Origin of the sequence: Dorea sp. 210702-DFI.3.17 (assembly GCF_020560825.1) — a bacterium.
In the GTDB taxonomy this organism is placed as follows: domain Bacteria; phylum Bacillota; class Clostridia; order Lachnospirales; family Lachnospiraceae; genus Dorea; species Dorea formicigenerans.
The window spans coordinates 1-25,018 of the sequence record NZ_JAJCNB010000028.1 but is presented as its reverse complement, the minus strand read 5'-3'; the positions used below and the strand labels follow the sequence as shown (position 1 = coordinate 25,018).

The 25,018-nt window shown below is 42.1% G+C and carries 22 protein-coding genes; 8 read left to right on the top strand and 14 right to left on the bottom strand.

The annotated features are described in order from the left end of the window. Positions 1-42 precede the first annotated feature (42 nt). Both tsaB and tsaE read right to left on the bottom strand, forming a co-directional pair. Positions 43-789 (bottom strand): tRNA (adenosine(37)-N6)-threonylcarbamoyltransferase complex dimerization subunit type 1 TsaB, encoded by a 747-nt coding sequence (gene tsaB, locus LI149_RS11845; RefSeq protein ID WP_173786547.1) that lies wholly within the window; start codon positions 787-789, stop codon positions 43-45. Then, on the bottom strand, positions 777-1,208 hold the full coding sequence (tsaE, locus tag LI149_RS11840) for a tRNA (adenosine(37)-N6)-threonylcarbamoyltransferase complex ATPase subunit type 1 TsaE (RefSeq protein ID WP_022279595.1): 432 nt from the start codon (positions 1,206-1,208) through the stop codon (positions 777-779). Before tsaE ends, tsaB begins: the two co-directional genes overlap by 13 nt. A 197-nt stretch (positions 1,209-1,405) precedes the next feature. Between tsaE and LI149_RS11835 the strand changes: the two genes are divergently transcribed. Then, complete coding sequence (locus LI149_RS11835) at positions 1,406-1,771, top strand: VOC family protein (RefSeq protein WP_005332140.1); 366 nt, start codon at positions 1,406-1,408, stop codon at positions 1,769-1,771. Positions 1,772-1,855: 84 nt separating this feature from the next. On the opposite strand, the gene LI149_RS11830 is transcribed toward LI149_RS11835, so the two are convergent. From LI149_RS11830 to LI149_RS11810, 5 genes are all read right to left on the bottom strand, one after another. After that, positions 1,856-4,003 (bottom strand): UvrD-helicase domain-containing protein, encoded by a 2,148-nt coding sequence (locus LI149_RS11830; RefSeq protein ID WP_227143399.1) that lies wholly within the window; start codon positions 4,001-4,003, stop codon positions 1,856-1,858. 247 nt (positions 4,004-4,250) lie between these two features. Continuing rightward, entirely contained in the window at positions 4,251-6,323 is a 2,073-nt protein-coding gene (locus tag LI149_RS11825) for a hypothetical protein (protein ID WP_227143398.1), read from the bottom strand. A 155-nt stretch (positions 6,324-6,478) separates the two neighbouring features. Further along, the gene (locus tag LI149_RS11820; RefSeq protein ID WP_227143397.1) at positions 6,479-8,842 is read right to left on the bottom strand and encodes an FtsX-like permease family protein; all 2,364 of its coding nucleotides are present in this window, start codon (positions 8,840-8,842) and stop codon (positions 6,479-6,481) included. A 12-nt stretch (positions 8,843-8,854) separates the two neighbouring features. Continuing rightward, positions 8,855-9,553, bottom strand: coding sequence for an ABC transporter ATP-binding protein (locus tag LI149_RS11815; protein ID WP_227143396.1), 699 nt, complete (start codon positions 9,551-9,553; stop codon positions 8,855-8,857). Between the two features lie 396 nt (positions 9,554-9,949). Then, a complete protein-coding gene (locus tag LI149_RS11810) occupies positions 9,950-12,103 on the bottom strand; it encodes a Tex family protein (protein WP_005332150.1) in 2,154 nt (717 codons plus the stop codon). 231 nt (positions 12,104-12,334) lie between these two features. Here LI149_RS11810 and LI149_RS11805 point away from each other — a divergent pair, with 231 nt between their 5' ends. The 6 genes from LI149_RS11805 (at position 12,335) to LI149_RS11780 (ending at position 16,585) form a co-directional block, all read left to right on the top strand. Beyond that, complete coding sequence (locus tag LI149_RS11805) at positions 12,335-12,928, top strand: TetR/AcrR family transcriptional regulator (RefSeq protein WP_005332152.1); 594 nt, start codon at positions 12,335-12,337, stop codon at positions 12,926-12,928. Positions 12,929-12,999: 71 nt separating this feature from the next. Continuing rightward, positions 13,000-13,140, top strand: coding sequence for a hypothetical protein (locus tag LI149_RS11800; RefSeq protein WP_227143395.1), 141 nt, complete (start codon positions 13,000-13,002; stop codon positions 13,138-13,140). A 381-nt stretch (positions 13,141-13,521) separates the two neighbouring features. After that, positions 13,522-14,439 carry a diacylglycerol kinase family protein gene (locus LI149_RS11795; RefSeq protein WP_227143394.1) on the top strand — a complete coding sequence of 306 codons (918 nt, stop codon included), beginning with the start codon at positions 13,522-13,524 and terminating at the stop codon, positions 14,437-14,439. 31 nt (positions 14,440-14,470) lie between these two features. Further along, complete coding sequence (locus LI149_RS11790; protein WP_227143393.1) at positions 14,471-15,295, top strand: glycerophosphodiester phosphodiesterase; 825 nt, start codon at positions 14,471-14,473, stop codon at positions 15,293-15,295. Further along, positions 15,295-16,098: a phosphatase PAP2 family protein gene (locus LI149_RS11785; protein WP_227143392.1), complete on the top strand. Its 804-nt coding sequence runs from the start codon at positions 15,295-15,297 to the stop codon at positions 16,096-16,098. The genes LI149_RS11790 and LI149_RS11785 overlap by 1 nt, the downstream gene beginning before the upstream one ends. Before the next feature lie 64 nt (positions 16,099-16,162). Then, complete coding sequence (locus LI149_RS11780) at positions 16,163-16,585, top strand: bacteriohemerythrin (protein WP_117607060.1); 423 nt, start codon at positions 16,163-16,165, stop codon at positions 16,583-16,585. A gap of 160 nt (positions 16,586-16,745) precedes the next feature. Here the strand turns inward: LI149_RS11780 and mutY are convergent, their stop codons facing one another. From mutY to LI149_RS11745, 7 genes are all read right to left on the bottom strand, one after another. Further along, positions 16,746-18,587 carry an A/G-specific adenine glycosylase gene (gene mutY / locus LI149_RS11775; RefSeq protein ID WP_227143391.1) on the bottom strand — a complete coding sequence of 614 codons (1,842 nt, stop codon included), beginning with the start codon at positions 18,585-18,587 and terminating at the stop codon, positions 16,746-16,748. A gap of 62 nt (positions 18,588-18,649) precedes the next feature. Beyond that, positions 18,650-19,327, bottom strand: coding sequence for a GTP pyrophosphokinase family protein (locus LI149_RS11770; protein WP_227143390.1), 678 nt, complete (start codon positions 19,325-19,327; stop codon positions 18,650-18,652). Between the two features lie 147 nt (positions 19,328-19,474). After that, on the bottom strand, positions 19,475-19,999 hold the full coding sequence (locus LI149_RS11765; RefSeq protein ID WP_227143389.1) for a cob(I)yrinic acid a,c-diamide adenosyltransferase: 525 nt from the start codon (positions 19,997-19,999) through the stop codon (positions 19,475-19,477). Positions 20,000-20,016: 17 nt separating this feature from the next. After that, positions 20,017-20,301, bottom strand: a complete 285-nt coding sequence (locus LI149_RS11760) for a hypothetical protein (RefSeq protein WP_227143388.1) — start codon at positions 20,299-20,301, stop codon at positions 20,017-20,019. A 1-nt stretch (position 20,302) separates the two neighbouring features. Next, a complete protein-coding gene (gene nth / locus LI149_RS11755) occupies positions 20,303-20,941 on the bottom strand; it encodes an endonuclease III (protein WP_005338846.1) in 639 nt (212 codons plus the stop codon). A 241-nt stretch (positions 20,942-21,182) separates the two neighbouring features. Further along, complete coding sequence (locus tag LI149_RS11750; protein ID WP_227143387.1) at positions 21,183-22,331, bottom strand: double-cubane-cluster-containing anaerobic reductase; 1,149 nt, start codon at positions 22,329-22,331, stop codon at positions 21,183-21,185. Positions 22,332-22,907: 576 nt separating this feature from the next. Beyond that, positions 22,908-23,651, bottom strand: coding sequence for a DUF6198 family protein (locus LI149_RS11745; RefSeq protein WP_227143386.1), 744 nt, complete (start codon positions 23,649-23,651; stop codon positions 22,908-22,910). A 368-nt stretch (positions 23,652-24,019) separates the two neighbouring features. On the opposite strand from LI149_RS11745, the gene LI149_RS11740 reads away from it, so the two are divergent. After that, a complete protein-coding gene (locus LI149_RS11740; protein WP_227143385.1) occupies positions 24,020-24,901 on the top strand; it encodes a LysR family transcriptional regulator in 882 nt (293 codons plus the stop codon). Positions 24,902-25,018 lie beyond the last annotated feature (117 nt).

The following is a 25,018-nucleotide window of genomic DNA, read 5'->3' as shown; positions in this document are numbered from 1 at the left end:
ATATCTGCTTATGCTTACGCCCCGCGGGTTTTTGATACATTTTTACTGTATAGATTTCGCTTCGCGCTCCTTGCGTTCGCGTTCTGCCTGTGACAGGCGCAGATAATCTGGCTCGTGTTCCATGGCTGTCTCTGTCTTTCCGGCAGCATAGTAACGAAGTCCTAATGTTCCTACTGATGCTGCTCTTTGACGGTTCATGTTGGCCGGTGCAAACTGAATGTCTCTGCCTGCTTTTATTTCTTCTGCCAGAATCTCGTCTGCCAATCTCGCACGAAATACCGGCACACCATCTCCCAGGAAAATGATGCGTTTGTCATATTTTTTCAAATGGTCACCTACTTCTTCGATGCTGATTGCCATCTGATCTTCCAGGACAACCAATTCATTTCCACAAAACTCGTAAATTCCGGTGTAGACCTGTCCGCGGCGCGCATCCATGATTGGGCACACGATGGCGTCTGTTCCGCACAGATTGTACGCCAGTCCTTCCAGTGTCGGGATGTGGATCAACGGCTTGTTCATGGCAAGTCCCAGACCTTTCGCTGTGGCGGAGCCGATGCGAAGCCCGGTAAATGAACCCGGTCCGCCGGCAACTGCGATGGCGTCGATTGTTTTCAGGTCAAGCTCGATCATGTCGGATACTGTGTCCAGCATCGGAAGCAGCGTCTGTGAGTGTGTCTTCTTATAGTTCACAGTATATTCCGCGATCACCTGTTCCTCTTCTTCTATCTTTTCAACAACAGCTACGCTGGCTACAAGGCCGGAGCTGTCCAGTGCTAAAATTCGCATATACTTATCCTCCGATAATCAAATCCTTTTTCCAAATTCTTTTCTATCTTAATCTCGGTGAAGTGTTCCGGCAATATTTCCTCAATCAGATTCGCCCACTCGATCAGGCTAACCCCTTCGCCGTAGACATAATCCTCATAACCGATCTCGTCCATCTCTTCCACATCACCGATCCGGTAAACATCAAAATGATAGAACGGCAGGCGCCCTTCATCATACACCTGCACAATTGTAAATGTCGGGCTGCTGACCGGCTCTGTAATGCCAAGTCCGGCGGCCAGTCCTTTTGTAAATACGGTCTTTCCTACGCCCAGATCACCGACAAGCGTGAACACTTGCCCCGGCTTCGCATGCTGCCCCAGTTCATATCCCAGGTCATACGTATCTTGTTCTTTATTTGACTCTATGATTTTTTCCATCATCCTGTCCTCCTTTTGCAAAGCAAAATTTTATACGAGGGCTACCAATGTTACCATCTACATTATTTCAGCAAACAGTAACGCTCTACCAAGATTTAAGTATAGCATATCTTTCATTTCCTTGCCATAGGTGTTGTGTAAGTGATATATTATAGACAATACAGATTCAAATTATATTTTCACAGGAGGATATCACTATGAAATTTACATTTTTTCACAATAACATCAACGTCCTGGATCTGGACAAATCTGTAGAGTTTTACAAAAAAGCTCTCGGACTTGAAGTTACAAAAGAATTCCATGCACCGGACGGAAGCTTCAAACTCGTCTATCTCGGAGACGGCACAACACCACATTCACTGGAGCTGACATGGCTTCGCGACATGGACCGCCCGTACGATCTCGGAGATAACGAATCTCATCTGGCATTCCATGTCGATGACATGGACGCTGCCCTGGCACTTCACAAAGAAATGGATTGCGTGTGTTTCGAAAACCCGGACATGGGAATTTATTTCATCAATGATCCTGACGGCTACTGGGTAGAAATCTGTCCACAGTAGACAATTAAGACAATTCAAAAAGGGACAGGTTAAATTTTAATTGGGGACGGGGTTTTTTTGAAAAAACCCCGTCCCCAATTAAAATTATGCATCATACACATACAATTCGTGTAGTGCTCTTGTTGCGCAGATGTATTGATATCCTTGGTACATTTTGTTGTTACGGTCGCCGCCTACAACAAATACCTGGTCGAATTCTAAGCCTTTTGCCAGATAGTAGGTGGTTACTGTCAGGCCTTTTTTGAATTGTGCGCTGTCGCGGTTGATGTAATGTGCTTCTGCGCCTAGTTTGTGCATGATTTCTTGAATATGTTCTGCTTCTTTTTCTGTCATGGTGAGGATTGCTGCTGTTTCGTATTCTTCTTCTCTTAATTTCAATTTTCCGCTGATTTCTTTACATGTTTTTTCCAGTGTTTTTATGGTATGTCTTTCGACTGCTTTTCCGTGTCTTGCTACATACTGGATGTCTTTGGATCCGCCGACGGATTTGGCGTATTCTGCGATTTCGCTTGTGTTGCGGTAGCTTTTGTTCATGACGATACGTTTGACTTTTTTTCCAAATATTTTTGGTAAAAATGTGAGAACGTCTTGTTGTTTTCCGGCGATGGTCTGTGCCTTGTCGCCCAGTATTGTCATGTTGCATGAAAACATTTTCGCGAGAAGTACGTACTGTAAATAGGAGTAATCCTGCATCTCATCAATGACGAGATGGCGGATGTTCTTGCGCTGGCCGGCTGCCGTCAGGCTGTATTTTAGATAGAGAATCGGGTAAACGTCTTCGTATTCCAGTACGCGGCGCTCTGACGGCATGTCCGGAAGTGCCGGGAATCCGTAGTCTTCTAGGAACCAGTTGTATATTTGACAAATGTCTCTGGTTACGTACATATTCATGAATTTTCTGCAAATGATTTCTTGTTCTTCGTCGTTTAGGCTGCGTCCGCGTAAGGTTTCGACTTCGTCGATAAAATAATCCATGACCGCGCCCATTCTATCTAAAAGTGGTGTACCGGTATATTTTTCATAAAAAAATTCCATGATTTCGCTGGCACTTTTGCGAATGCCCTTGAATTCTACATCTTCAAAATCTACCAGCCGGTCTTCCAGCTCGATCAGAAAGCCTTCGATTGCCTGAACGTATTCCACGGACTGCTTCCATTCGTATCGTTTTTGATCCGCATCGTCCACTCCTGCGATTTCACGCTCGATTTGATGATACTTGTCTTCACAGTCAACGGCTATCATTTTGATATTCCAGTCAGTACCGCCTGAAATACTTTTTGAATTTCCACTTTGATCTCTACTTTCCTTTCCATATATCACATTTCCCTGCGTTGCAGTATTTCTCCTGAGTTCATGATATGCAAACAGATCAAAACTCATTTCCTGTATATTTTCCTCGCCAAGTTCAGGAAGAATATGGGAAATGTAGTCGGCAAACACGCCGCCTGGCGAGAGGATCAGGATATTTGATGAATTCAGATGCTCTCTGTCATGATACAGAAGATAGGCGATCCGATGTAGCGCAACGGACGTCTTACCACTGCCTGCCACTCCTTGAATAGCCAGAATCTTGTCCTTCGTGTTGCGGATAATTGCATTTTGTTCCTTCTGGATTGTACGCACAATGTTTTTCAGTTTCGTGTCGCTGTTGGCACCAAGTTCCTGCTTTAAAATGTCATCGTCAATCTTCACATCACTCTCAAATTCATAGATCATCTTGCCGCCACGGATTTTGTACTGCCATTTGGACAGAATTTCTCCGTCCATGCGCCCGCCCGGCGCTTCGTAGGACGCCTCGCCTTTGTCGTAGTCATAGAACAGACTGCTGACCGGAGCTCTCCAGTCGTAAATGAGCGGCAATGCGCCACGCTCTCTTGCGAAATTACCGATTCCAATATAAAAATCTTCCGGCTCGTCTTCTCCGTCATAGACGAATTCTACACTTCCGAAAAATGGTGCATCCAGCATACGTTTCAGACGCCGGCGCATTTTCCAATTCTCCTGATTGGCATTCACCTGCATTTTCAGCGCCTGCTGGTTGTCGTAATCCTCATATCCATACTGGTCCATTTCTGTGTAATTATCCCAGTAATATTCATTCATACTGTTAATGTCCTGGCGTACCGCCTGTATATTTTCATCAATCTCTCCCAGACGTTTTTCTATCAGACCAAGTACCTCCGGCAGAAATTCACTTCCTTTACTCACAATCAATCCTCCAATTTTAATCATTGTAACTGAATTATCATAGCATTATCGGCAAAATATATCCACTTTTCTCGCTTGGAAATCATGGAAAAATCATGGTATATTTTCCCGATGATTGTTTTTTCTGACACAATTTTTAAAAATCATTTCTAAAAATCGAGGAGCTGTAAAAAAAGAATGGACCCCCCAAAAAGAAAGGACGCATGAAAAAACTCTCGTTTTTTCACACGCCCCTCAATTGAATCAATGTTGGAAGAACATCTCCCATCCGTTATTTAATTTCTGCTGTTTCTACGATGAACTTGACGCTTCCGCTTGCGCCTTCTCTGATCCCGCCATAGTTGGTGTATGTCTTTTCTGCCTCTTTTACTGCCTTGAAATGGTCTAGAACATTTGCAAGGTCATCTCCTGCAAGGTCTCCCAGTTTTTCAATTCCTTCTTCGTCGAATGTCTTCATTCCGGCTTCCAGAAGGCTGGCGCCCTGGGCGAGTGTTCCTGCGCCCGTGTTAAGCTGTGTACCAACGGAGCTTAACTGGCTTGTTCCAGTTCCAAGTGCAGCCGCTCCCTGGGCAAGCTGGCTGATGGCTGACTGGAGTTTACCGCCGATTTCGGCCATATCCGGCATGTCAGAAAGGCTGTCAGATAAAGCCGTAAACTGAGTCACTAAATCCGCAAGAGCCTTCTGGGCTGTAGTCGTATCCACCTGCATGGCCTTTACTTCTGCCAGCGCATTTACCGCCTGGTCTATCGCTGTCTTAGCGCCAGATGCATTCGTAAGGGAAATATTCATGCTGTCACATTCTTTTTCAGCTGAACTTGATGTACCACTGGCTGTATTTACTGCCTTTTCCAATTCTTCTTGTTGTTCCGATGTCAGCGATTTATAACTTTCTGTTTCTTTTAAACGATCCATGACATCCTTCTTTGTAGATGCTTCCGTTTCGGAAATTGCTGTATTTACTGCATTTTTTGCTTTTTCTTTCGCCTGATTCGACGCTTCTGTCTCCAAATCTGTAACGTTGATTTTATCCAATTCGCTCTTGGCAGTGGTTACATTCTCACGGATTGTATTTACATACTCCGCCAGTGTTGTGACGCTTCCAAGCTCCTGCTGTAATATTCCAAGATCTTTCTGAATCTGTGTAACTGCCTGCGCAATCGTATCATCACTGCCTGCTGCGCTTAAGCTGCCCATGAGTGTAGTTACTTGTTCATCCAGTTCACTCAAACCTTCCGCCAGTGCCTGTGCTCCCGCATCCACCTGTGAAACGCCGCTTGTATACTGACTTAAATAATCCTGCAGTGTTCCGGCTCCGGTGCTCAATTGTCCCATGGCGTCCACCAGTTCATCGGAAGAATCGGTCATTTCTTTTACGCCATCAATCATGTCATTGACATCGTCAAGGTCACCGTCATTCATATCGCTAAGCCCACATGTGGAAATTGCAGTCGCTGTGAAATCCAGTTCAAAGTTTTCCACATCCGCGGTTATTTCCACATAGTCTTTCAGGTCAATATCTTTTGTTGCCTCGTAATCTTTCAACTCCAAACTGTCTGCAAGTCCTGGAAATGCGGTTCCGATCACAATGCTCTGATCCTGGTCTGCCATGACTTTTCCACCGGAAACTTTCACATTTTTAAACTTATCCCCAGGAAGCATGAGCACGGACGCTGCAAGAAATGGAACTTTTACTCCTACGTCTTTACCATCGATATTCACCGTCCGGCTCTCATTATTCGTATAGTCAAACCGAATTTTCACCTTGCCGCTTTTTCCTGCCAGATCTTCCGGCTTGATTTCCTTGCCATCCAGATAATAGGTTACTTTTGTAGTCACCGGAAGCTGCTGATTGGAAGTACCTTCATAGGAAATGTCTTCCCCCTTGTTCTCCCATGTGATAGTTCCGTCTGCATTTTGCGTATATTCTTCGTCTCCTTCCGTGTTTTTGATGTCTTTCAAATTGGAAAAATCGATGATCTCACCGTCACCATTCCGGCGCAGCCAGTCTTTGACCGTAATCTTCTTAACTGAACCGTCTGCATTTGCATCGACATAAACTGTTTCTGTCTTATCTTTCCATTCACCTGCATCCTCGTCACTGGATGTCTCTGCTGTCACGTCATTGGATGTCTTTACTGCTGCGTCATTGGATGTCTCTGCTGCCGCGTCATTGGATGCCTTTACTGCCGCGTCATTGGATGCCTTTACTGCCGCGTCATTGGATGTCTTTACTGCCACGTGTGCGACACTTACATTGCCTGCCACTGCCGGAAGTGCTGACGGCGCTATCATAGACAAAGTCAGCGCACCTGCTAATAATATCATTACAACTGGTCGTTTCATATTCTCCTCCTTCTGATTCTCATCTTTCTAACATTCCTTATTCACTTTTCCAGCATACTGTTTCAAGATTTCTACGAATCTCTATTCTACATTTCTCAATGCTTCACCCATTGGATCACTATTCTACATTTTTCAATGCTTCATCCATTGGATCACTATTCTACATTTTTCAACGCTTCATCCATTGGAACTTTGCGGATCCTTCGATATTCAATTGCTGCCACAACGGCATATGCCGCCACGCCGCTCACGAACATTTCCACGAAAATCTTCGGATCTATGTAAAATGTGATCCAGCCGGTAATGCTTGTCAGCATCATTTCCCGGAACAGAATCCGCATGATTTCCAGCTCCAATGGCAGGCTGATCAAGATGAACAGCACGACCACGATAGACGTGGACATAATGTACAGCCGGCTGATTTCGCCGTTTGTATATCCCAGGATTTTTGCCATGGAAATAGACTGCGCATTTTTCTCGATGATGATCTTGGACAGGAGATAAATCAATACGAGGAAAATGATCACGGAAAATCCGTCCATCAGATTCATCATACTTCCCATGGACACGTCGAGCTGTCTGGAAATCTTGGTCAGATCCTCAACATCAATGGTGGAACCGATATATTTTTCATCAATATCCGTAATTTCAGAATCAGAGAAATATCCGCTGAAGCTGTCTTTGTCCATATCAAATATTTTGTTGAGTTCCTGTATTGGCATAAATATGGAGAGCGAACCTACGTAATCATATACACCTGCAACTTTAAACTTGTATTTTTTATTTTCATACTTTTCCTTTAAAGTAATTGTGTCACCTTTTTTCAGACTAAATTTTTCTGCATAGCCGGAGGAGAGATATATCTCAGGGATATTTTCCACATTTTTCACATCTGTATCAGATGCGGAATCTGATGTTTTCCACTTAATGTTGATATATTTGCTATTGTTTTCCACACCGTAGAGGATAATTTCCTCACTCTTATATTTTCCAGGAAGGGTGTTCAGTGAATAGGCGCTGAATTTTTCTGCATCCGGATTTTCTGTCTCTACTGCCTGACTGAACATCATCATGGACACCATCTGCTCAAGCTTACTGTCTCCACCTGCCATGCTCGCCGGCATCTGCAACATGTACTGATATTTGCTGAGCATGCCATTTTCCATTTCCACTTGATAATGGTCCAGCACAGATGGAAGCATCAGTCCGAACATCAACAACATATTTGCAAAAATAATTCCCACAAACAATACCGCATAGTTACTCATATTCTGAAGGATCACACGTATCCGGAATCTGTGGAAAAAGCCAAGATGCTCACTCAACGGCAATGCATGTTTCTGGTTACGTCTGCTTAAGTCCCTTCTCAGGAACTTCAGTGGTGATAGTTTTAATTTGTACCACAGCAGCACAGAATTCACCACAAGCATAATGAGGATCGGCACTACCGTTGTCAGAAGAAATGCTTCCGCGTTCCAGATGGTCACGTAGGTCGGCAGGCTGTAGCTTCCATAGTAAAGTCCCGCGCAATAATCTTTTCCTACCGTATAGCCGATAACATTTCCAATAATCGCTCCGATAAATGTGACAAATACCGGGGCTGCCATGTAATGCCGGATCAGTTCACCTCTTGTATAGCCGGATGCCCGCAAGGTGCCGATTACATTTGCCTCTTTTCGGATCGTGTTGCTGGTAGTGATTGCAAAGACAAATGCCATGATCACAATGATGATATAAAGAAGCACGATCATCATCGAACGGTCACCGCCCATATCATCCCCAGTGAAAATGATTGCCTGGTTCGTGTATCTTGGGACAAATTCTTCCAGTGTCACTTCTTTTGCCACATCTTCCATCAGATCTTCCGAAATGTCTTTTTCTGCCTTTTCATTTTTGGGCTCAGTATTGTATTTCCATGCGTAGCTGTAATTCAACTGATCGGCCTTGTAGCTGTCGAACTCCTCTGGACACACTACCGACACGCCAAATTTTACCGAGTCAAACATGGAATCATTATTATTGGAAAACAAGGCGCTGTAATCTGAAAGCGCCACAAGACCGGTAATCTTCCATGTATGTCCGCCACTTTCAATCTCATCACCCACGCTCAGATCATTATTGTCTGCATACATACGGTCAATACCGATTTCTCCCGGTTTTTCAGGCATTTTCCCCTTCATCAGGCACACCTTATTGACCTCATCACGATTCTTGAAAATGCGCATTGTACTTCCATTTGTTAAAGCTTCCTCTACATAATAATTCTCATACAATTTGATGCCCAGATCTTCGATATCCTGAATCTGAGCATTGTTCATTTTCTTTTCTGTCCGGAAATGTCCATTTTCAATGTTATATTTCTCAAAGCTTTCCTCGTACGCCTGGATCATACTTCCATCGGCCACCAGAAATCCTGATACCATTCCGATCGTCAGCGTCATCAAGATAAAAATGACCAGATATTTTCCAAATTCTCCACGAAGCTCCCGGAACAGACGTTTATTTAACGGGCTTCTCATCACGCGTCCTCCTTACCAATCCAGCTCTCTCGCCGGAATCTTCTTCTCATTGCGGTAACTTTTTCTCACCGCACCGTCACGGAGACGAATCACGATGTCTGCCATGTCTTTGATTGCGTCATTGTGTGTGACCATAATGACCGTGTTACCGTACTTCTGGTTGACATGCTCGATCAGCTCCAGAATATCCTTGGACGTGTTATAATCCAAAGCTCCCGTCGGCTCATCGCAGAGCAAAATATCCGGATTTTTGACAATTGCCCTTCCGATTGCCGTTCTCTGCTGCTGCCCGCCCGACAACTGGTTCGGTAATTTTTTCCTGTGTTCATAAAGTCCCAGCGTCTGTAACAATTCATCAACATCCAGCGGTCTGTCACTTAGATAAGCCCCAACCTCAATATTTTCCCGGACAGTCAGATTCGGAATCAGATTGTACATCTGAAACACATAACCCAGATGCTTTCTCCGATATGCCGTCAGTTTTTTCTCATTCATATCGGCCATGCGCTCACCTCCGATGGAAATGTATCCCGCATCCGCATCATCAATTCCACCGATAATATTTAACAGTGTAGACTTTCCCGAACCAGACGGTCCAAGTAATACACAAATGTCACCCTTCTCTATAGAAAAATCCACACCCCGCAGCACCTCCACACGGTTCGAATCACTGCCAAAACTCTTTTTCAGATTATTGATCTCAATAAACATATATTGTTTCCTCACTCCCTGTAGTTAGTTTAATGCAACTACATTTTACCACAGAATCAAAATGCAGAAATAGAAAGGCCTGAAAAAACGGTGCACCTATTGAGAACTTTTATCAATAATTCAAAAATGCCTCGGCATTCTTGCTGCGAGGTGCGCGTCATGCAATTGCATGACATACTTCTACTGCGCACCTCTGCAAGTCTACACTCCGTTTCGGTCGGCGCAAAACCATTGTCCACCGGACAATGTGCGCCCTGCCGGAGGCTATATCAGCTGGGAAATTGTAGATGAAAATGATGCAATTTAAGAGAAATGAAAAAGGGACAGGTTGAAGTTTAATTGGGGACGGGGTTTTTTTGAAAAAACCCCGTCCCCAATTAAAATTGTTTTAAATACTTACACATCTTTCATGGTGAGTTGTATTCTTTTTTTCTTTAAGTCTACGCTCATGACTTTGACGTCTACGATGTCTCCTACGCTGACGACTTCTAGTGGATGTTTGATGAATTTTTTGTTTGTCATCTGGGATATGTGTACAAGTCCATCCTGGTGGACTCCGATGTCTACAAATGCTCCAAAGTCGATTACGTTTCGGACGGTTCCTTTTAAGATCATGCCTTCTTTTAAATCTTTCATTTCCAGGACGTCTGTGCGGAGGATTGGTTTTGGCATCTCGTCTCGTGGGTCGCGTCCTGGTTTTTCCAGTTCTTTTACGATGTCGCGCAGTGTGATTTCTCCGATTTCCAGTTCTTCTGCAAGTTTTTTGTAGTCTTTGATGGTGAGTGATAAGCCTGCCAGTTTACCGGCGCAGATATCTTCGGTGGTAAATCCTTGTTTTTTCAGGAGTTTTTCTGCTGCCTCGTAGCTTTCTGGATGTACGCTTGTTGTGTCCAGTGGATTTTTTCCATTTTGAATGCGTAAGAATCCGGCGCATTGTTCAAATGCTTTTGGTCCTAATTTTGCTACTTTTAGGAGTTGCTTTCTTGTCTCGAATCTTCCTTGTTCTTCCCGGTATGCCACAATATTTTTCGCTATGGCTGAGGTAATGCCGGATATGTAGGAAAGCAGTGGTGCGGAAGCTGTGTTCAGGTCTACGCCTACGCGGTTTACACAAGACTCTACGACTCCGGACAATGTATCATTTAACTTTTTCTGGTTCATGTCGTGCTGGTACTGACCGACTCCGATGGATTTCGGATCGATTTTTACTAGTTCTGCCAGTGGGTCCTGCAGTCTTCTTGCGATGGACGCTGCGCTTCTCTGTCCAACATCAAAGTTCGGGAATTCTTCGGTTGCAAGTTTACTTGCAGAATATACGGAAGCTCCCGCCTCATTTACGATGATGTACTGTACTTTCTGTGGAATTTCTTTCAGAAGGTCTACAATGATCATCTCGGACTCGCGTGAAGCTGTTCCGTTTCCAACGGAAATGAGGCTGATATTATATTTTGCAATGAGTTTTTTTAACGTGTCTTTTGCAGCCTGGATTTTCTGTGGTGTCGTCGGTGCTGTAGGGTAAATGACGGTAGTGTCTACAACTTTTCCGGTTGGGTCTACGACAGCCAGTTTGCAGCCGGTACGGAATGCCGGATCCCAGCCAAGAACTGTGTGCCCCACGATTGGAGGCTGCATCAGAAGCTGTTCTAAATTCTTGCCAAATACTTCGATGGCTCCATCTTCTGCTTTTTCGGTCAATTCACCTCGGATTTCGCGCTCGATCGCCGGAGCAATGAGTCGCTTGTAGCTGTCTTCGATTGCTTCTTTGAGAATCTGTGTTGTACTCAGGTTTTCACCATGGATAATTTTCTTTTCCAGATACCGGAGAATGTCCTCCTGCGGTGCCTCGATTTTCACGGTCAGGAATTTTTCTTTCTCGCCACGGTTTAGTGCCAGCGTGCGATATCCAGCCAGACGGTTCACCGGCTCATCGAATTCATAATAATTCTCATAAACAGACTCTGCCTTCTCGTCTTTTGCACTGGAAATGATATGTCCTTTCTGCATCGTCTGCTTCCGGATCCAGCTTCTATAATCCGCCTCATCGGAAATATTCTCAGCGATAATATCTCTGGCACCTTCCAACGCTTCCTGTACATTTGCCACGCCTTTTTCTTCATTTATATATTGCTTTGCAACTTCCTCTAAAGACTCTTTTGTCTTCTGCAGCATGATCAGTGTGGACAAAGGCTCCAGTCCTTTTTCTTTTGCGATGGTCGCGCGAGTCCGTCTCTTTGGCCGATACGGACGATACAGGTCTTCTACAACAACCTGAGTCTGTGCTTCCAGAATCTGCTTTTTCAGTTCTTCAGTAAGTTTTCCCTGCTCTTCGATGGACGCTAATACCTGTTCTTTCTTTTCTTCCAGATTGCGCAGGTAAACGAGTCTTTCATATAATTTACGGAGCTGTTCATCATCCAGCGTTCCGGTTGCTTCTTTTCGATATCTGGCAATAAATGGAATTGTGTTTCCCTCGTCGATCAGCTTCACCGCTGCCTCGACCTGCCAGAGTTTCACACCGAGTTCTTCTGTTATCTTCTGATTAATATCCATATATAGTATCCTTTCTCCATTATCGTGATGCCTGTATCAAAAAGCAGCATCATATTGCATTATTATACTCGAACTACTTTTTATTTACAACATTTTCAAAAATCAAAAATCCTTGGCGCAATCCTTAACGCATCTTCCTATGTGCAAACAGAGTCTGCTCTGTTTTCTTGATAATTTTCTCCTTCTATGTTATACTACGCATAGAATTAAACTGAAGGGATTTTTAAGAAAATGAGTGAAATATTATCGAAGCAGCAACTGAAGTCAAAAGAGACGAAAGCTAAGATCTTCCGGGCTGCAAAACACATTTTGCAGAAGCACGGATATGAAGCGCTCTCTATCAAAAATATCTGTGAAGAAGCCGGCGTTTCTAATGGAAGTTTTTATCATCATTTTAAGACTAAAGATGATCTGCTTTCCTACTATATTGAAGAGCAGCCGAATATTAACCCAGATCTTCTTGATATACCAAAGAGTGCTGATGAAGTTAAATCTGCCATTGTATATGTCTACCTGAATTATGTGCATTATTGCCAGGAACTCGGCGTTGAATTTATGGCGAATTATTATACTCCGAAAAACCAGTCTCTGAACCCATTGATCCGTACCGAACGTCCGTACCCGATCGTGACTGTACACAATTATCTGCAGAAATGTATCGGTGCCGGAATCATTTCCCCGAATCAGGATATTGAGGATATCACGACAGATATTCGTATGATCGTTATTGGAAATGTTTTCGAATGGTGCCTGAAAGAGGGGAACGCAGATTTTGAGGGAAATATGAAACGTTCCCTGGAATCTTATATGAATGGAGTCTTCTAACAACTGATGTTGTACGAAAAATACAAATGTTTCAAAAGCATTTTTTTCGTGCAGCATCATTTTTTATCATTATGGAATCAACAGTCAGCAATGAATTTATTAAATACAAATATTTTATTGAGAACAAATATTTTATTGAGAACAAACATTTTATTGGAAATAAGCATTTTGTTGCAGTGAACTTTATTTGCAGACATAAAAAGAACCTTTAAGTGAGCGTTCTTAAAGGTTCTTTCTATTTTAGAAGGGAAATGGCATTTCTTAATGCCAACAATAATATCTTTATGTTTGTATTATAGTCCAGGTTGCAAAAAAAATCCAATTGCTTATTATTATATAGCAGGTAACTTATAGATTTTATCTATATTTTTAAAATACTCTTGTTTTTCTGGTCTAAATGAACTACAACTATCATCGAGATCCCACTACGAAACAATGATTGAATTCAAGGATTTTCAAATATTAAGCAGGACATTCCGGCAATATAATGATACACTAGAATTATATCATGCAATTGCATGACGCGCACCTCGCAGCAAGAATGCCGAGGCATTCTTGAATTCAAGCACAAAAGATTAGATGGAGGAACGACTATGTATGCATTTATCGTAAATCCGAATTCCAGATCCGGCCTCGGCCTTAAGATTTGGGAACAATTAGAACTTATATTAAAAGAAAGACATATCGATTATCAGATTTATTTCACCAGACGTCCGGGACACGGTACCAAGCTTGCTGCGCAAATCTGTGACACCGATGCTGACACGCTGGTCGTTCTTGGCGGAGATGGCACTATCGGCGAAGTTGTTGACGGAATTCGTGATCTCACAAAACTGACCCTGGCTTATATCCCGATTGGCTCTGGAAATGATTTTGCCAGATCTATGAAGCTGACAAAAGATCCGACGAAAGCCCTCTTACATATCTTAAATCCCACAGACTACGCGTACATTAATGTGGGGCTTTTGAAAACACCACAAATAGAGAGACGCTACGCCGTCAGTTCCGGAATCGGTTTTGATGCAGATGTGTGCTACCACAATAATCTGTCTTCGAAACTGAAGCATTTCCTGAATAAATGTAAACTTGGGAAGCTTTCCTATACTGCCATTGCGCTCCATTTGCTTTTGACTTCCAATCCAAAATCCATGCGGATTACACTAGATGATCAAAAGCCGATTACATTTCCAAAAGTGTATTTTATTGCAGCTATGAACCAGAGATACGAGGGCGGCGGCTTTGAATTCTGTCCGAAAGCGGATCCCAAAGACAATCTGCTGGATATTATTGTCGTGTCTGGCTTAAGCAAATTCAAGATTCTCTGCCTGCTGCCGACCGCATATAAGGGAAAGCACACGAAATTTAAAGGAATCTATACCTACCAGTGCAAAAGTGCTAAAATTGAAAGCGTGCAGGTTCTGCCTGTACACACGGATGGTGAGGCTGATCTTCGCTCCGACACCGCTACATTTGCATTGGAGCCGGACCGGATCCGATTCATCCGCTCTTAATGATATGAAACAATAAAGGAGGCATTTTTTCATGCATGTTGTCATCATACTGTTGATTCTTTTCATATTATTATATTGTTTTGCGATTTTCCCGGAAATGTCCAGACAAAAGCGCATGAAAGCATTTCATGGAATTATGTTCGCCCACAGAGGGCTTCACAGTAAGACTCACGGAATTCCGGAAAATTCCATGTCAGCTTTTCGCGCCGCAATTCAAAAAAATTACGGAATTGAACTGGATCTTCATCTGACACGCGACGGTGAGCTGGTCGTCTTCCACGACGATGACCTGAAACGTGTCTGCGGACGACCGGAACGTCCGGAGGATCTGACTGCTGCGGAGCTGACAAAATGTACGCTTCTTGATACGAAAGAACATATCCCGCTGTTTCGCGATGTGCTTGCACTCGTAAATGACCAGGTTCCACTCCTTGTAGAGTTAAAAATTCCGGAACGAAACATGCAGATTTGCCAAAAAGCATACGAAATGCTACGCTCTTACCACGGTGCATTTCTTCTTGAATCCTTTAACTCAGAAGGTCTGTACTGGTTCCGGAAAAATGCTCCGGAAGTTCTAAGAGGACAATTATCTTCCAGACTGACAAAGGAGAAATCCGATGTATCCTGGTTTTTACGGTTCTTTGTGGAAAATCTGTGGTGTAATTTTCTTGGGCGCCCGGACTTTATTGCTTATAAATTAACTGACCTGCCCAAACTCACGGTGACATTGCTGCGCATTTTCTCCGGAACAACCATCGCAGTGTGGACACTTCGCACAAAAGACGCTATCCACGAGGGAAAACAGGAATACGATATTCAGATTTTTGAAAATCTGGTAAAAATTATTAACAAATAGTGAACTTCCTTGTTGCACAGATGATTTCATGTTATAATCCGTTTGAAACAAAAGAACGTAACCTGATTAAAATTTATCCGTTTGAAACAAAAGAACGTAACCTGATTAAGATTTATTCGTTTGAAAAGGGGATTCATATGAAAGCGATATCCAAAATGAAATCGTTGATTCTGAAGTACCGGCATGCATGGGTTCTGTTATATGGTCTGATTTATATGCCATGGTTCTGCTACCTGGAAAAGCGTCAGACAATCCACTATCTCATCCACTCACCACTGGATGATTATATCCCATTTGTCGAGTACTTTATTATTCCATACTTATTATGGTTCGTATTTCTCGCCGTAACCGGTGCATACTTTTTCTTTACGAACCGCAGAGACTTTTACCGGCTGGCAGCATTTCTGTGCAGCGGTATGACCATTTTCCTCATTGTCTGTACCATTTTCCCGAATGGACTGAACCTGCGTCCGGTCACATTTCCACGGGAAAATATCTTCACAGATTTAGTGAGGATGATATATTCGGTGGATACCCCGACCAATGTGCTGCCGAGTATTCACGTTTATAACTCTATCGGAGCTATGGCAGCAATTGCCCACAGCACATCCCTGAAAAAGCACCGCGGAGTTCAAATTAGTTCCTATGTACTTGGAATTTTGATTATTTTCTCTACAGTATTTTTGAAACAGCATTCCATCACAGATGTGATCGCTGCCCTTGCAATGGCATGTATGATTTATCCATTTGTATATGCAACGCAGGAAAAGAAAGAGACAAAACTTTCACAGCAATTGATTTAATATTTGGTTAAAACAGGAGATGTCTCCTGTTTGATATACACACGAAAGAAGGGGTAGAATAAATATGAGAGCAGAATTTACAGATGATCTGATTACCGGAAACGAATTAATCGATTCACAGCACGAAGAATTAATCGGTCGAATCAACAAACTCCTCGACAGTTGTGAAGCAGGCGAAGGAAAAATAAGTGCAATAAAGATGTTAGACTACCTTGCCAAGTACACAGACACACACTTTGGCGATGAAGAAGCACTTCAGAAAGAAGTCTGTTATCCGGATTACGACAAACACCATGCAAAACACGAAGAATTCAAACAGACGATTCAAGAGTTGAATGAGATGCTCCAGGAAGAAGAAGGTCCTTCCGATGCATTCGTTCAGAAGGTAGAAGAACATGTAGTAAAGTGGTTCTATCGCCACATCAGCAGTTTTGACCGTTCCGTTGCAGAATATATTAATATGCGCGAAAACGGCGGAAGATTATAATCAGGATTCATACATGGATCTTAAACATATGTAACCTCAAATCGTATTCCTTGAAAAAGGAATACGATTTTTTTGTACAATTAAGACAATTTTAATTGGGACAGGTTAAATTTTAATTGGGGACGGGGTTTTTTTGAAAAAACCCCGTCCCCAATTAAAATTATATCAATTTCATATACTTTTCGAACGCTGACGGGATGGGATACTCTTTTTGAATTTCTTCTGGGTGAATGAAAAGATATTTCTTGTTGTTTGTTTTTTCCAATTCGTCTACGCGTATATCATATCCGATCATCTGCCATTCGATGTGGCTGAAAATGTGTTTTGCTGCGGGCAATTTTTTTATGTGAATCGGCATGAGTCCAATCTCTTTGCAATACTGTGTTATCTCTTTTTTGTTCAAGTGTTCTTCTATGTTCGGGAGTTCGTAAAGTCCTGCCAGAAGTCCTTTTGCTGGTCGTTTGCAAATAGCGATCTTGTCTTCATCTCGCAAGATGAGTACTGTCTTTTTTTCGATTCGTCTTGCTTTTGCTTTTTCTTTTACTGGAAGTTCCTGAATTTTTCCTTGTATTCTTGCCTGGCAAAATGGTGCTGCCGGACATTCTTCGCATTTGGGTTCTCCATTTGGAACGCACACAATTGCGCCGAGTTCAATGAGTCCCTGGTTAAAATCTCCTGCGCAATCTTTGGGAATAATTTTTTTAAGTTTTTCTTCAATTTGTTTTCTTGTGCTTTGCTTCATGATGTCGCTGTCGTCTGCAGTGATTCTTGTTATAACGCGCAGAACGTTGCCGTCTACCGCTGGATACGGAAGTCCGAAGGAAAATGAACTGATTGCTCCGGCAGTGTAATTGCCAATGCCGGTGAGTGACTGAATTTCTTCATATGTCTTTGGAAATGTCCCATTGTAATCTACCATGATCTGTCTGGCTGCTTTTTGCATATTCCGGACACGGTTGTAATATCCAAGGCCTTCCCATAATTTTAAGAGCTTGTCTTCTTCAACATTTGCCAGAGCATTTACATTCGGAAGTGCTTCCATGAACCTTGCATAATAGCGCTTTACTGCTTCTACTCGTGTCTGCTGAAGCATTATTTCTGAAACCCAGATTCGATATGGGTCTGTGGTGTGACGCCATGGAAGATCTCTTCGTGCTTTTTGATACCATGGTACCAGCACCTGGCTCAGTTCATACAATTCCGGGTTTTCTAATATTACCGGGACTGGATCTTGTATCCGGATTTCATCTTCTCTGACCGAACAATCGTAAGCAACTACATGTACTCCGGCTTCTGCTGCCTCTTTAAGTGCTTCTTTAAATTCCGGATGTGTGTCCATGTTCGGCGTAAAATAACGCACGCCAGACATTTGTATTACAAAAAACACATAGCATTCGTAACCTTCTTTTAATGCTTCTTTTAGTTCATGGACATGCTTTACCGCGCGCTCGCTTGGGGCATCCGGAAATCGCACAACACCATTTTCTTCTAATGTTACACCTTTGACTTCAATCAAAATTTTTCGATTCTGGGCTTCTACATAGAGATCGATCCTTGATTTTCCATATGTGTACTCCGGCTGAATTTTTGTGATACCATGAATTCGATCACTCTGGTTGTGCAGATTGTGATTCCATTTTTCCTGTTCCAGCCATTCTTTTACGATTTTATTGGGAATCTGGGAGTCCATATTAATCAGCCTATCCCCTTTTCTTACAGCAATCAAGTCCCAGCGCGTCTTACGTTTTTTCCCAATATTCGTAGATTTTGAACTAACCGCCTTCTGCATTTCACCTTGTAAAAGTTCATTATCTGACAACCAGCCTTCGGCTTCCTGCTGGCTGTCCTGGACATAGACTTCTGCCCCTGGTACCAGCAGTTCCGCACATCGTCCGGTATTCTTTACATGAACTGTCTCTTCTGCGCCTTCAATCTCTATTTTTGCAATAAATCGGTTCGGACGGCTGATAAAATGTCCTACTCGGATATTCTGATATTTCATATATTTCCCTTTCCCAAATATTTCCTGGAAGTAGCACTTTCCCAAAAGAAAGCCTGAGTATATTAACTCAGACTTTCTTCATTCGTACGATTTTCTTTCTCTTCCTGCTCCATGACACACGTCTGGATTGCCTCGTTGAGTGACAACATCTTGTCATCTAACGAAGATACCATCTCCGCACATTCCCGCAACTCCCGGCTGATGTAATCCGGTGCATTTCCCTCAAATTTATAATATATCTTATGTTCCAGACTTGCCCAGAAATCCATGGCAATGGTCCGAATCTGTATCTCAACTTTTGTATCAACAACACTGTCAGACAAGAAAATCGGCACAGACACCAGCATATGATAACTCTTATATCCACTTTCTTTCGGGTTCTTGATATAATCTTTGATGGACAGAACCTTCAAGTCGCTCTGATTACCAATCATCTCTGCAAGACGATAAATGTCTGATGTAAAGGAACAAATGAGCCGCACACCTGCAATATCGTTGATATACTTTACCATATTCTCTATGGAAGTCTCATATCCGTAACGTTTCAGTTTCTTTACGATACTCTCTGCTGTCTTTACTCTTGTCTTAATATGTTCAATCGGATTATACTGATGAACATGTTGAAATTCATCATTCAATATCTCCAGTTTTGTTCCGACTTCTTTTAATGCCGACTGGTATAAGAACATAACCGTTTTCCAACTATCGACATCTTCATAATTCTTTATTACACGATCCATATTTCACTTCTCCTCTCCATATTGAAGAGAAAAATTCGTACTTGTTTATTATAACACACTCCACTTCACTTGTGGGTCTGTTCACGAAAACTTAATAAATGATATTCGGGGCTGAAGACTCCCCTCTATGATATCCACTGGTTTTTCTTAATATTCAATTCCTTCTCTTGCTGTAATTCCCTGATCATATGGATGTTTGACTTTTCGAATTTCGGTTACATAATCAGCAAGCTCCAGCACTTTATCTGAGACAACATGACCGGTCAGCACAATTTCCAGACCACGTGGTTTGTGCTCCAGAAACTCTACCAGCTTTTCTTCACTTAATACGCCCAGCTGCACTGCACATAATATTTCGTCCAGTACCAGTACATCAAATGGACCGCAAAATTTTATAATCTCATCCAGTGCTTTATTGTTATAATGCTTTAGTCTTGCTTTTTCGTCTGCATTCATCTTGCTAACGAACTTCACACGATCTTTTCCCGGCAGACAGGTCACATTCGGGATCTGCTCCAAAATAACACGTTCACTGGAAGAGTTGTCTTTTAAAAACTGGAACATCAGAACATCCAGACCACTTCCTGCCGCACGCAGCGCTAATCCCATAGCTGCTGTCGTTTTTCCTTTTCCGTCTCCGTAATATACATGTATCCTTCCAGTTCCTATCATCTACAATTCTCCATTTCTTATTTCAAATTTGCCATAAATAATTCGTAAAAATCATCTTCTCCGGCAAGCATTGGTGAATTTTCTCCCCCACCATTCGTACTTCTTTTCATAGCAGCATGAAATTCCTCTCCTGCGCAAATAATATCCATTTCATAAATTTCATATCCCAGCTCCTGACAGACTCTGCAAAATGCACTAAGCGGTTCTTTTTCCTTCTTTGTGTTCTTAAGCCGTTCCTTAAATTCTGGTTCTTTTAACGCCCGGTTCTGTAATTCATCTAACACATCTATTACATTTGCCATATTATTTCACATCCACTTTCTTACAAATGTCCTGAAGGCAGCATTTATCGCAATAAGGTTTTGTTCTGGCTGTACATACTTCTCTTCCATGGTTAACCAGTCTGTGGCAGAAGCTGTTTCCTTCTTCTGGTGGTATAATCTTCCACAATGCCATCTCTACTTTTTTCGGATCTTTCATCTTGTCTACAAGTCCGATTCGATTACATAATCTGATGCAATGCGTATCTGTAACAATTGCCGGCTTGCCGAACACATCCCCCATGATCAGATTCGCGCTCTTTCTTCCCACTCCCGGGAGCTTTAATAATTTGTCAAAATCATCTGGGACTTTTCCATTATATTCATCCCGAAGTATCTTCATGCATGCACTGATGTCTCTTGCTTTACTTTTTCCAAGTCCACACGGTCTTACGATCTCTTCTATCTCCTCCACCGGCGCATCTGCAAGTGCATTTACATCTGGGAATTTTGCATAGAGATCTTCTACGACTACATTGACCCTCGCATCTGTACACTGGGCTGCCAGACGTACACTGACAAGAAGCTTCCAGGCTTCATCATAATCTAATGTACAATCCGCATCCGGATATTCTTCTTTCAGGCGACGGATTACTTCCAGAGCCAGTTCTTTTTTTCGCATGCTAATCTCTCCTTCTATCGGTCTGACAATAGAACAACTTTTGTTCAAAAATGCCTCGGATTTTTTGCTCGCCATCTGCAAAGGCGAGAGCCATCTCATATCTGATATAATAACACACTTTCCGACATGACAAAAGCAGATAACACTAAGTTACCTGCTTTTTGTTGCCAAGCATACGACAAAAAGGTCCGGTGGACCTTTTTTAGTCTGCAAATGCTACTCTTTTATGTTCGTAGTATCCTTAAATCATCTCAAGGAATGCTGCGATTCGTGTATCAAGCTGTCCTACATCTGCCTGTGAGTAGTCTGTTTCGATATGAATATAAGGAAGTCCTTTTTCTTTTACACGCTTCTCGATGCTCTTTGCCTCAACATTATATGTATGGCAGGCCTGAAGGGTCATCTCAACAACTCCTTCTACCTGATACTCGTCAAGCAATCTTTCCAACAATTCATAACGATTCGTGTCTGGAGTCATGACAGAACAGCCAATTGCCAGATAACGTTCTGCTATTGCCTGATAAATGTCTTCTGCATCTTCATCGATCAGGCGATCCACTGACTTCGCACCGCCACAGTTCTCATATACAACGACATTTCCACCATTTTCTTCAATTGCTTTTACAACCTTCATCGGAGCACCGCTGCTTGGGCAGCCTGTCAGGAGAATTCTCTTTCGTCTCTCTGGCTTTTCTCCTTCTTCGTATTCTTTCATAATTTTATCTGTCAGTGCATCAATTTCTGCCGGCATTGCTTCTTTATCAAATTTGAACTGGCTTCCATAAAGAACATTAAAAAGCTTGGAACCTTCCATTGGAGCCGGATCATTTTTCATTGTCTCATAAAACCTGCGAAGTGCCAGCCGTCCCTGATTGGATACATGAACCGCATGACGAACCTGTTCTTCTGTAATAGTTGTGTTAAATGTCTCTTCAAGATATTCTTTAAATCGTATAATCTCTTTTTTCCAAAGTTCTAATGCTGATTCGTTCTGCGTATTTGGAAGTTCCATAATGTACACATTTTTAAACTCTTTCATTAACTCGTACATTTTTTTCTTTCCATCGCAAGTTGTTTCCCCGACAACCACATCTGAAAAATAGAAAAATGGACATTTGTCAGTTACAGCAAAACCATAACTTGCTTTTACCATCGGGCAAAGGTTCTTTGGAAGATCTTTTTCTGCAACCGGGATTGTCTCATCAGATGTGGAACAAAGTCCGACTGTTACAGCTCCCATAGCCATGGCAATTTCCTGTGGAAAATATGTACAATACGCGCCAATTACTGGAATCCCCTTATCTTTTACCTCTTTCATGACCAAAAATGATTTCTGCCTCTGCTCTGCAAATTCTTCGAAAATCTCAGGCAATTCTTTTACTAACTCCATATTACTTCCTCCTTAAGTTTTCATTTTCCTCAACATATAATTATGCACGGAAAATTATATCGTATCTCAATATAATTTTTATTGTAGTCTCTTTATTAATATCGGACAAATTGGTATTTATAATATATACGTGTATGTATTTTATTTATCTATAGTTTCAAGAAATCTTACCAGGTGCAAGAACCTTTACCAGCTGCAAAAGTCCTTACGCATTGAATACGTATTTATCCAGTCTGTTATATGTTTCTTAACCTACTTTCCTGTTTTCTTAAGGTTTTCATAAGAAATTTCAGATTTGTTTTATTGTTTTAACATATTTTAGACATAATTCTTGGCTATAATAAAGTCAGATAGTTGAGAGAGACATAAATCAACTATCTCCCCCTCATAAAGTGCGAAAGCACTTACTCTCATTCCTTTAGATAACTATAACAACAACAAAAACCCGTTGGTCGAAAGACTAACGGGTTTTTGCTGTGTTAGTGAATAAAGAATGTACCTTGGCACATTCTAGTGCCTGCCATTTATTTTGATGACAGGCGTTTTGAGTTCTTATTTCTTTTTAGAAAATTTATCTTACACTGTATGTCCGGATATCTCCGGCTTCGTCGGACGAATTACCGCGCGATAGAATACGACATGGTCATCTAACACTTTCTGGAACATGGATACGGTCTTTCCCGTGATAAATGCGCAAAGCACTGTTCCGACTCCGACGCCGTGAAGTCCGTGAAGGATTCCAATGGAAAGTACCAGTGTTGTAGTGAGACAGCACAAGTCAAATGTGGTCTTCACATATTTATATGGTTTGTTCAGAATCTCCGACATATCCCTTGGAAATGTATCCGTTGGAATAATCGGAAGCATGCAGCGATTCGCCAGTGCGATTCCAAAGCCGATAATCAAAAATCCCAATGCAAAATACAGTACATTTAACGCCATTGTATTTGGCAGAAGTGCCAGCCACGCATCGTGGACATCAATCATTTTTCCAAAACCGATTCCTACAACAAAGGAAAAGATATATTCGAAACAAAAAGCTTTCTTTAAAATCATAAGTGTTAATACGAGCATTGTCTGGAAAATGTAATTCCATGTTCCAAACGACAGTGCCGGAAATACTTTATTGAATACAAATGGCACAGATGAAATCGTTGAAATTCCAAAGCCACTCTTTGCCATCAGGCACACTCCAAGACTGTTGATGATCAGTACGATGCAAAGAGCCAGTTCTCCAGGGAGATATTTTTTATTCATGATAATCCTCTTTTCTTTTAATCTTGTTGTGATATACGCCTCATATACTTTTACTGCATACATCTGATATAGCCTCCGGCAGGGCGCACATTGTCCGGTGGACAATGGTTTTGCGCCGACCGAAACGGAGTGTAGACTTGCAGAGGTGCGCAGTAGAAGTATGTCATGCAATTGCATGACGCGCACCTCGCAGCAAGAATGCCGAGGCATTCTTGAATATTAATTTTTCTGTATAATTTCAGTCAGATTTTGTTGACCGTATTTTAGTATAGACCCAAGAATCCATAAATACTAATGTATTTTTTGAATATATCTATTCTATTTTAGAATGAATATAGTATAATATTGGGTAGGATTGTGAGAGTGCGCAGCACGAAACAATCCGCAGGCATCATAGGACCTCTTGACACATATAACTGAAAGGATTATTTATGAACACCGATTACCTTCGCTACTTTTCCACTCTTGCAGAACTCCAACATTATGGAAATGCTGCAAAAGAATTAAACATTTCCCAGCCGGGACTCAGCCATGCGATTCATTCCTTGGAAAAAGACTATGGACTTCCACTTTTTGAAAAGACTGGCAGAAATGTACGACTCAGCCCTTATGGACTAGAAATAAAAAAATATATAGATGTCATTTTAAACAACTTGGACGAATTAGAACAGACCATCTCTGACTTCCACCGAGAAGATAAAATCATCCGGATTGCCAGCGTCTATCCCCTGGCCGGAAGCTTCATTCCGGAACTGATCCAATCCTGTTCTGTAAAATTTCCATTCGCAATTTACAACGGAATGACCCCGGATATTCTTCACGGTCTGGAAAACATGACTTATGATCTTGGCTTTTGCTCCGGACAGCCCTCATCAGAACTATTTGAATACTGTCCCGTTCAAAAATCCTATGTTGGAATCGTCGTTCCAAAAGGACATGAATTAATGTCAAAAGAAGCTTTCACCTTTCGTGATATTACTACATACCCACAGATTTTCTTCACACGGACAAGCCCAATGCGAAAGCTTCAGGAACAAATCTACAAAGATTATCAAATTTCTGCAGCCCCTGCCTGCGAAGCAGAAGAAATAGAAGTGATTTTAAATATGATTGAACACGGATTTGGCATCTCTGTCTTGCCATATCTGGATATCTTCAAAAACCGGAATGTAGACGTTCTTCCACTTTCCGAGACAAAATGGGAGTCGACCTTTTATGCAATCCGCAGACGCGATGGGGTCAGAAGCCATGGCGAAAAAACAATTTGGAGCCAGATTATACACAATTCAAAAAGGGACAGGTTGGAATTTTAGGAAAGCCCGGAAAATAGCGGTTGGAATTTTGACACAATTTAAAAAGGGACAGGTAGAAGTAAAATTGGGGACGGGGTTTTTTTGAAAACAATGTCATTAAGTTAAGGATAAAATTGT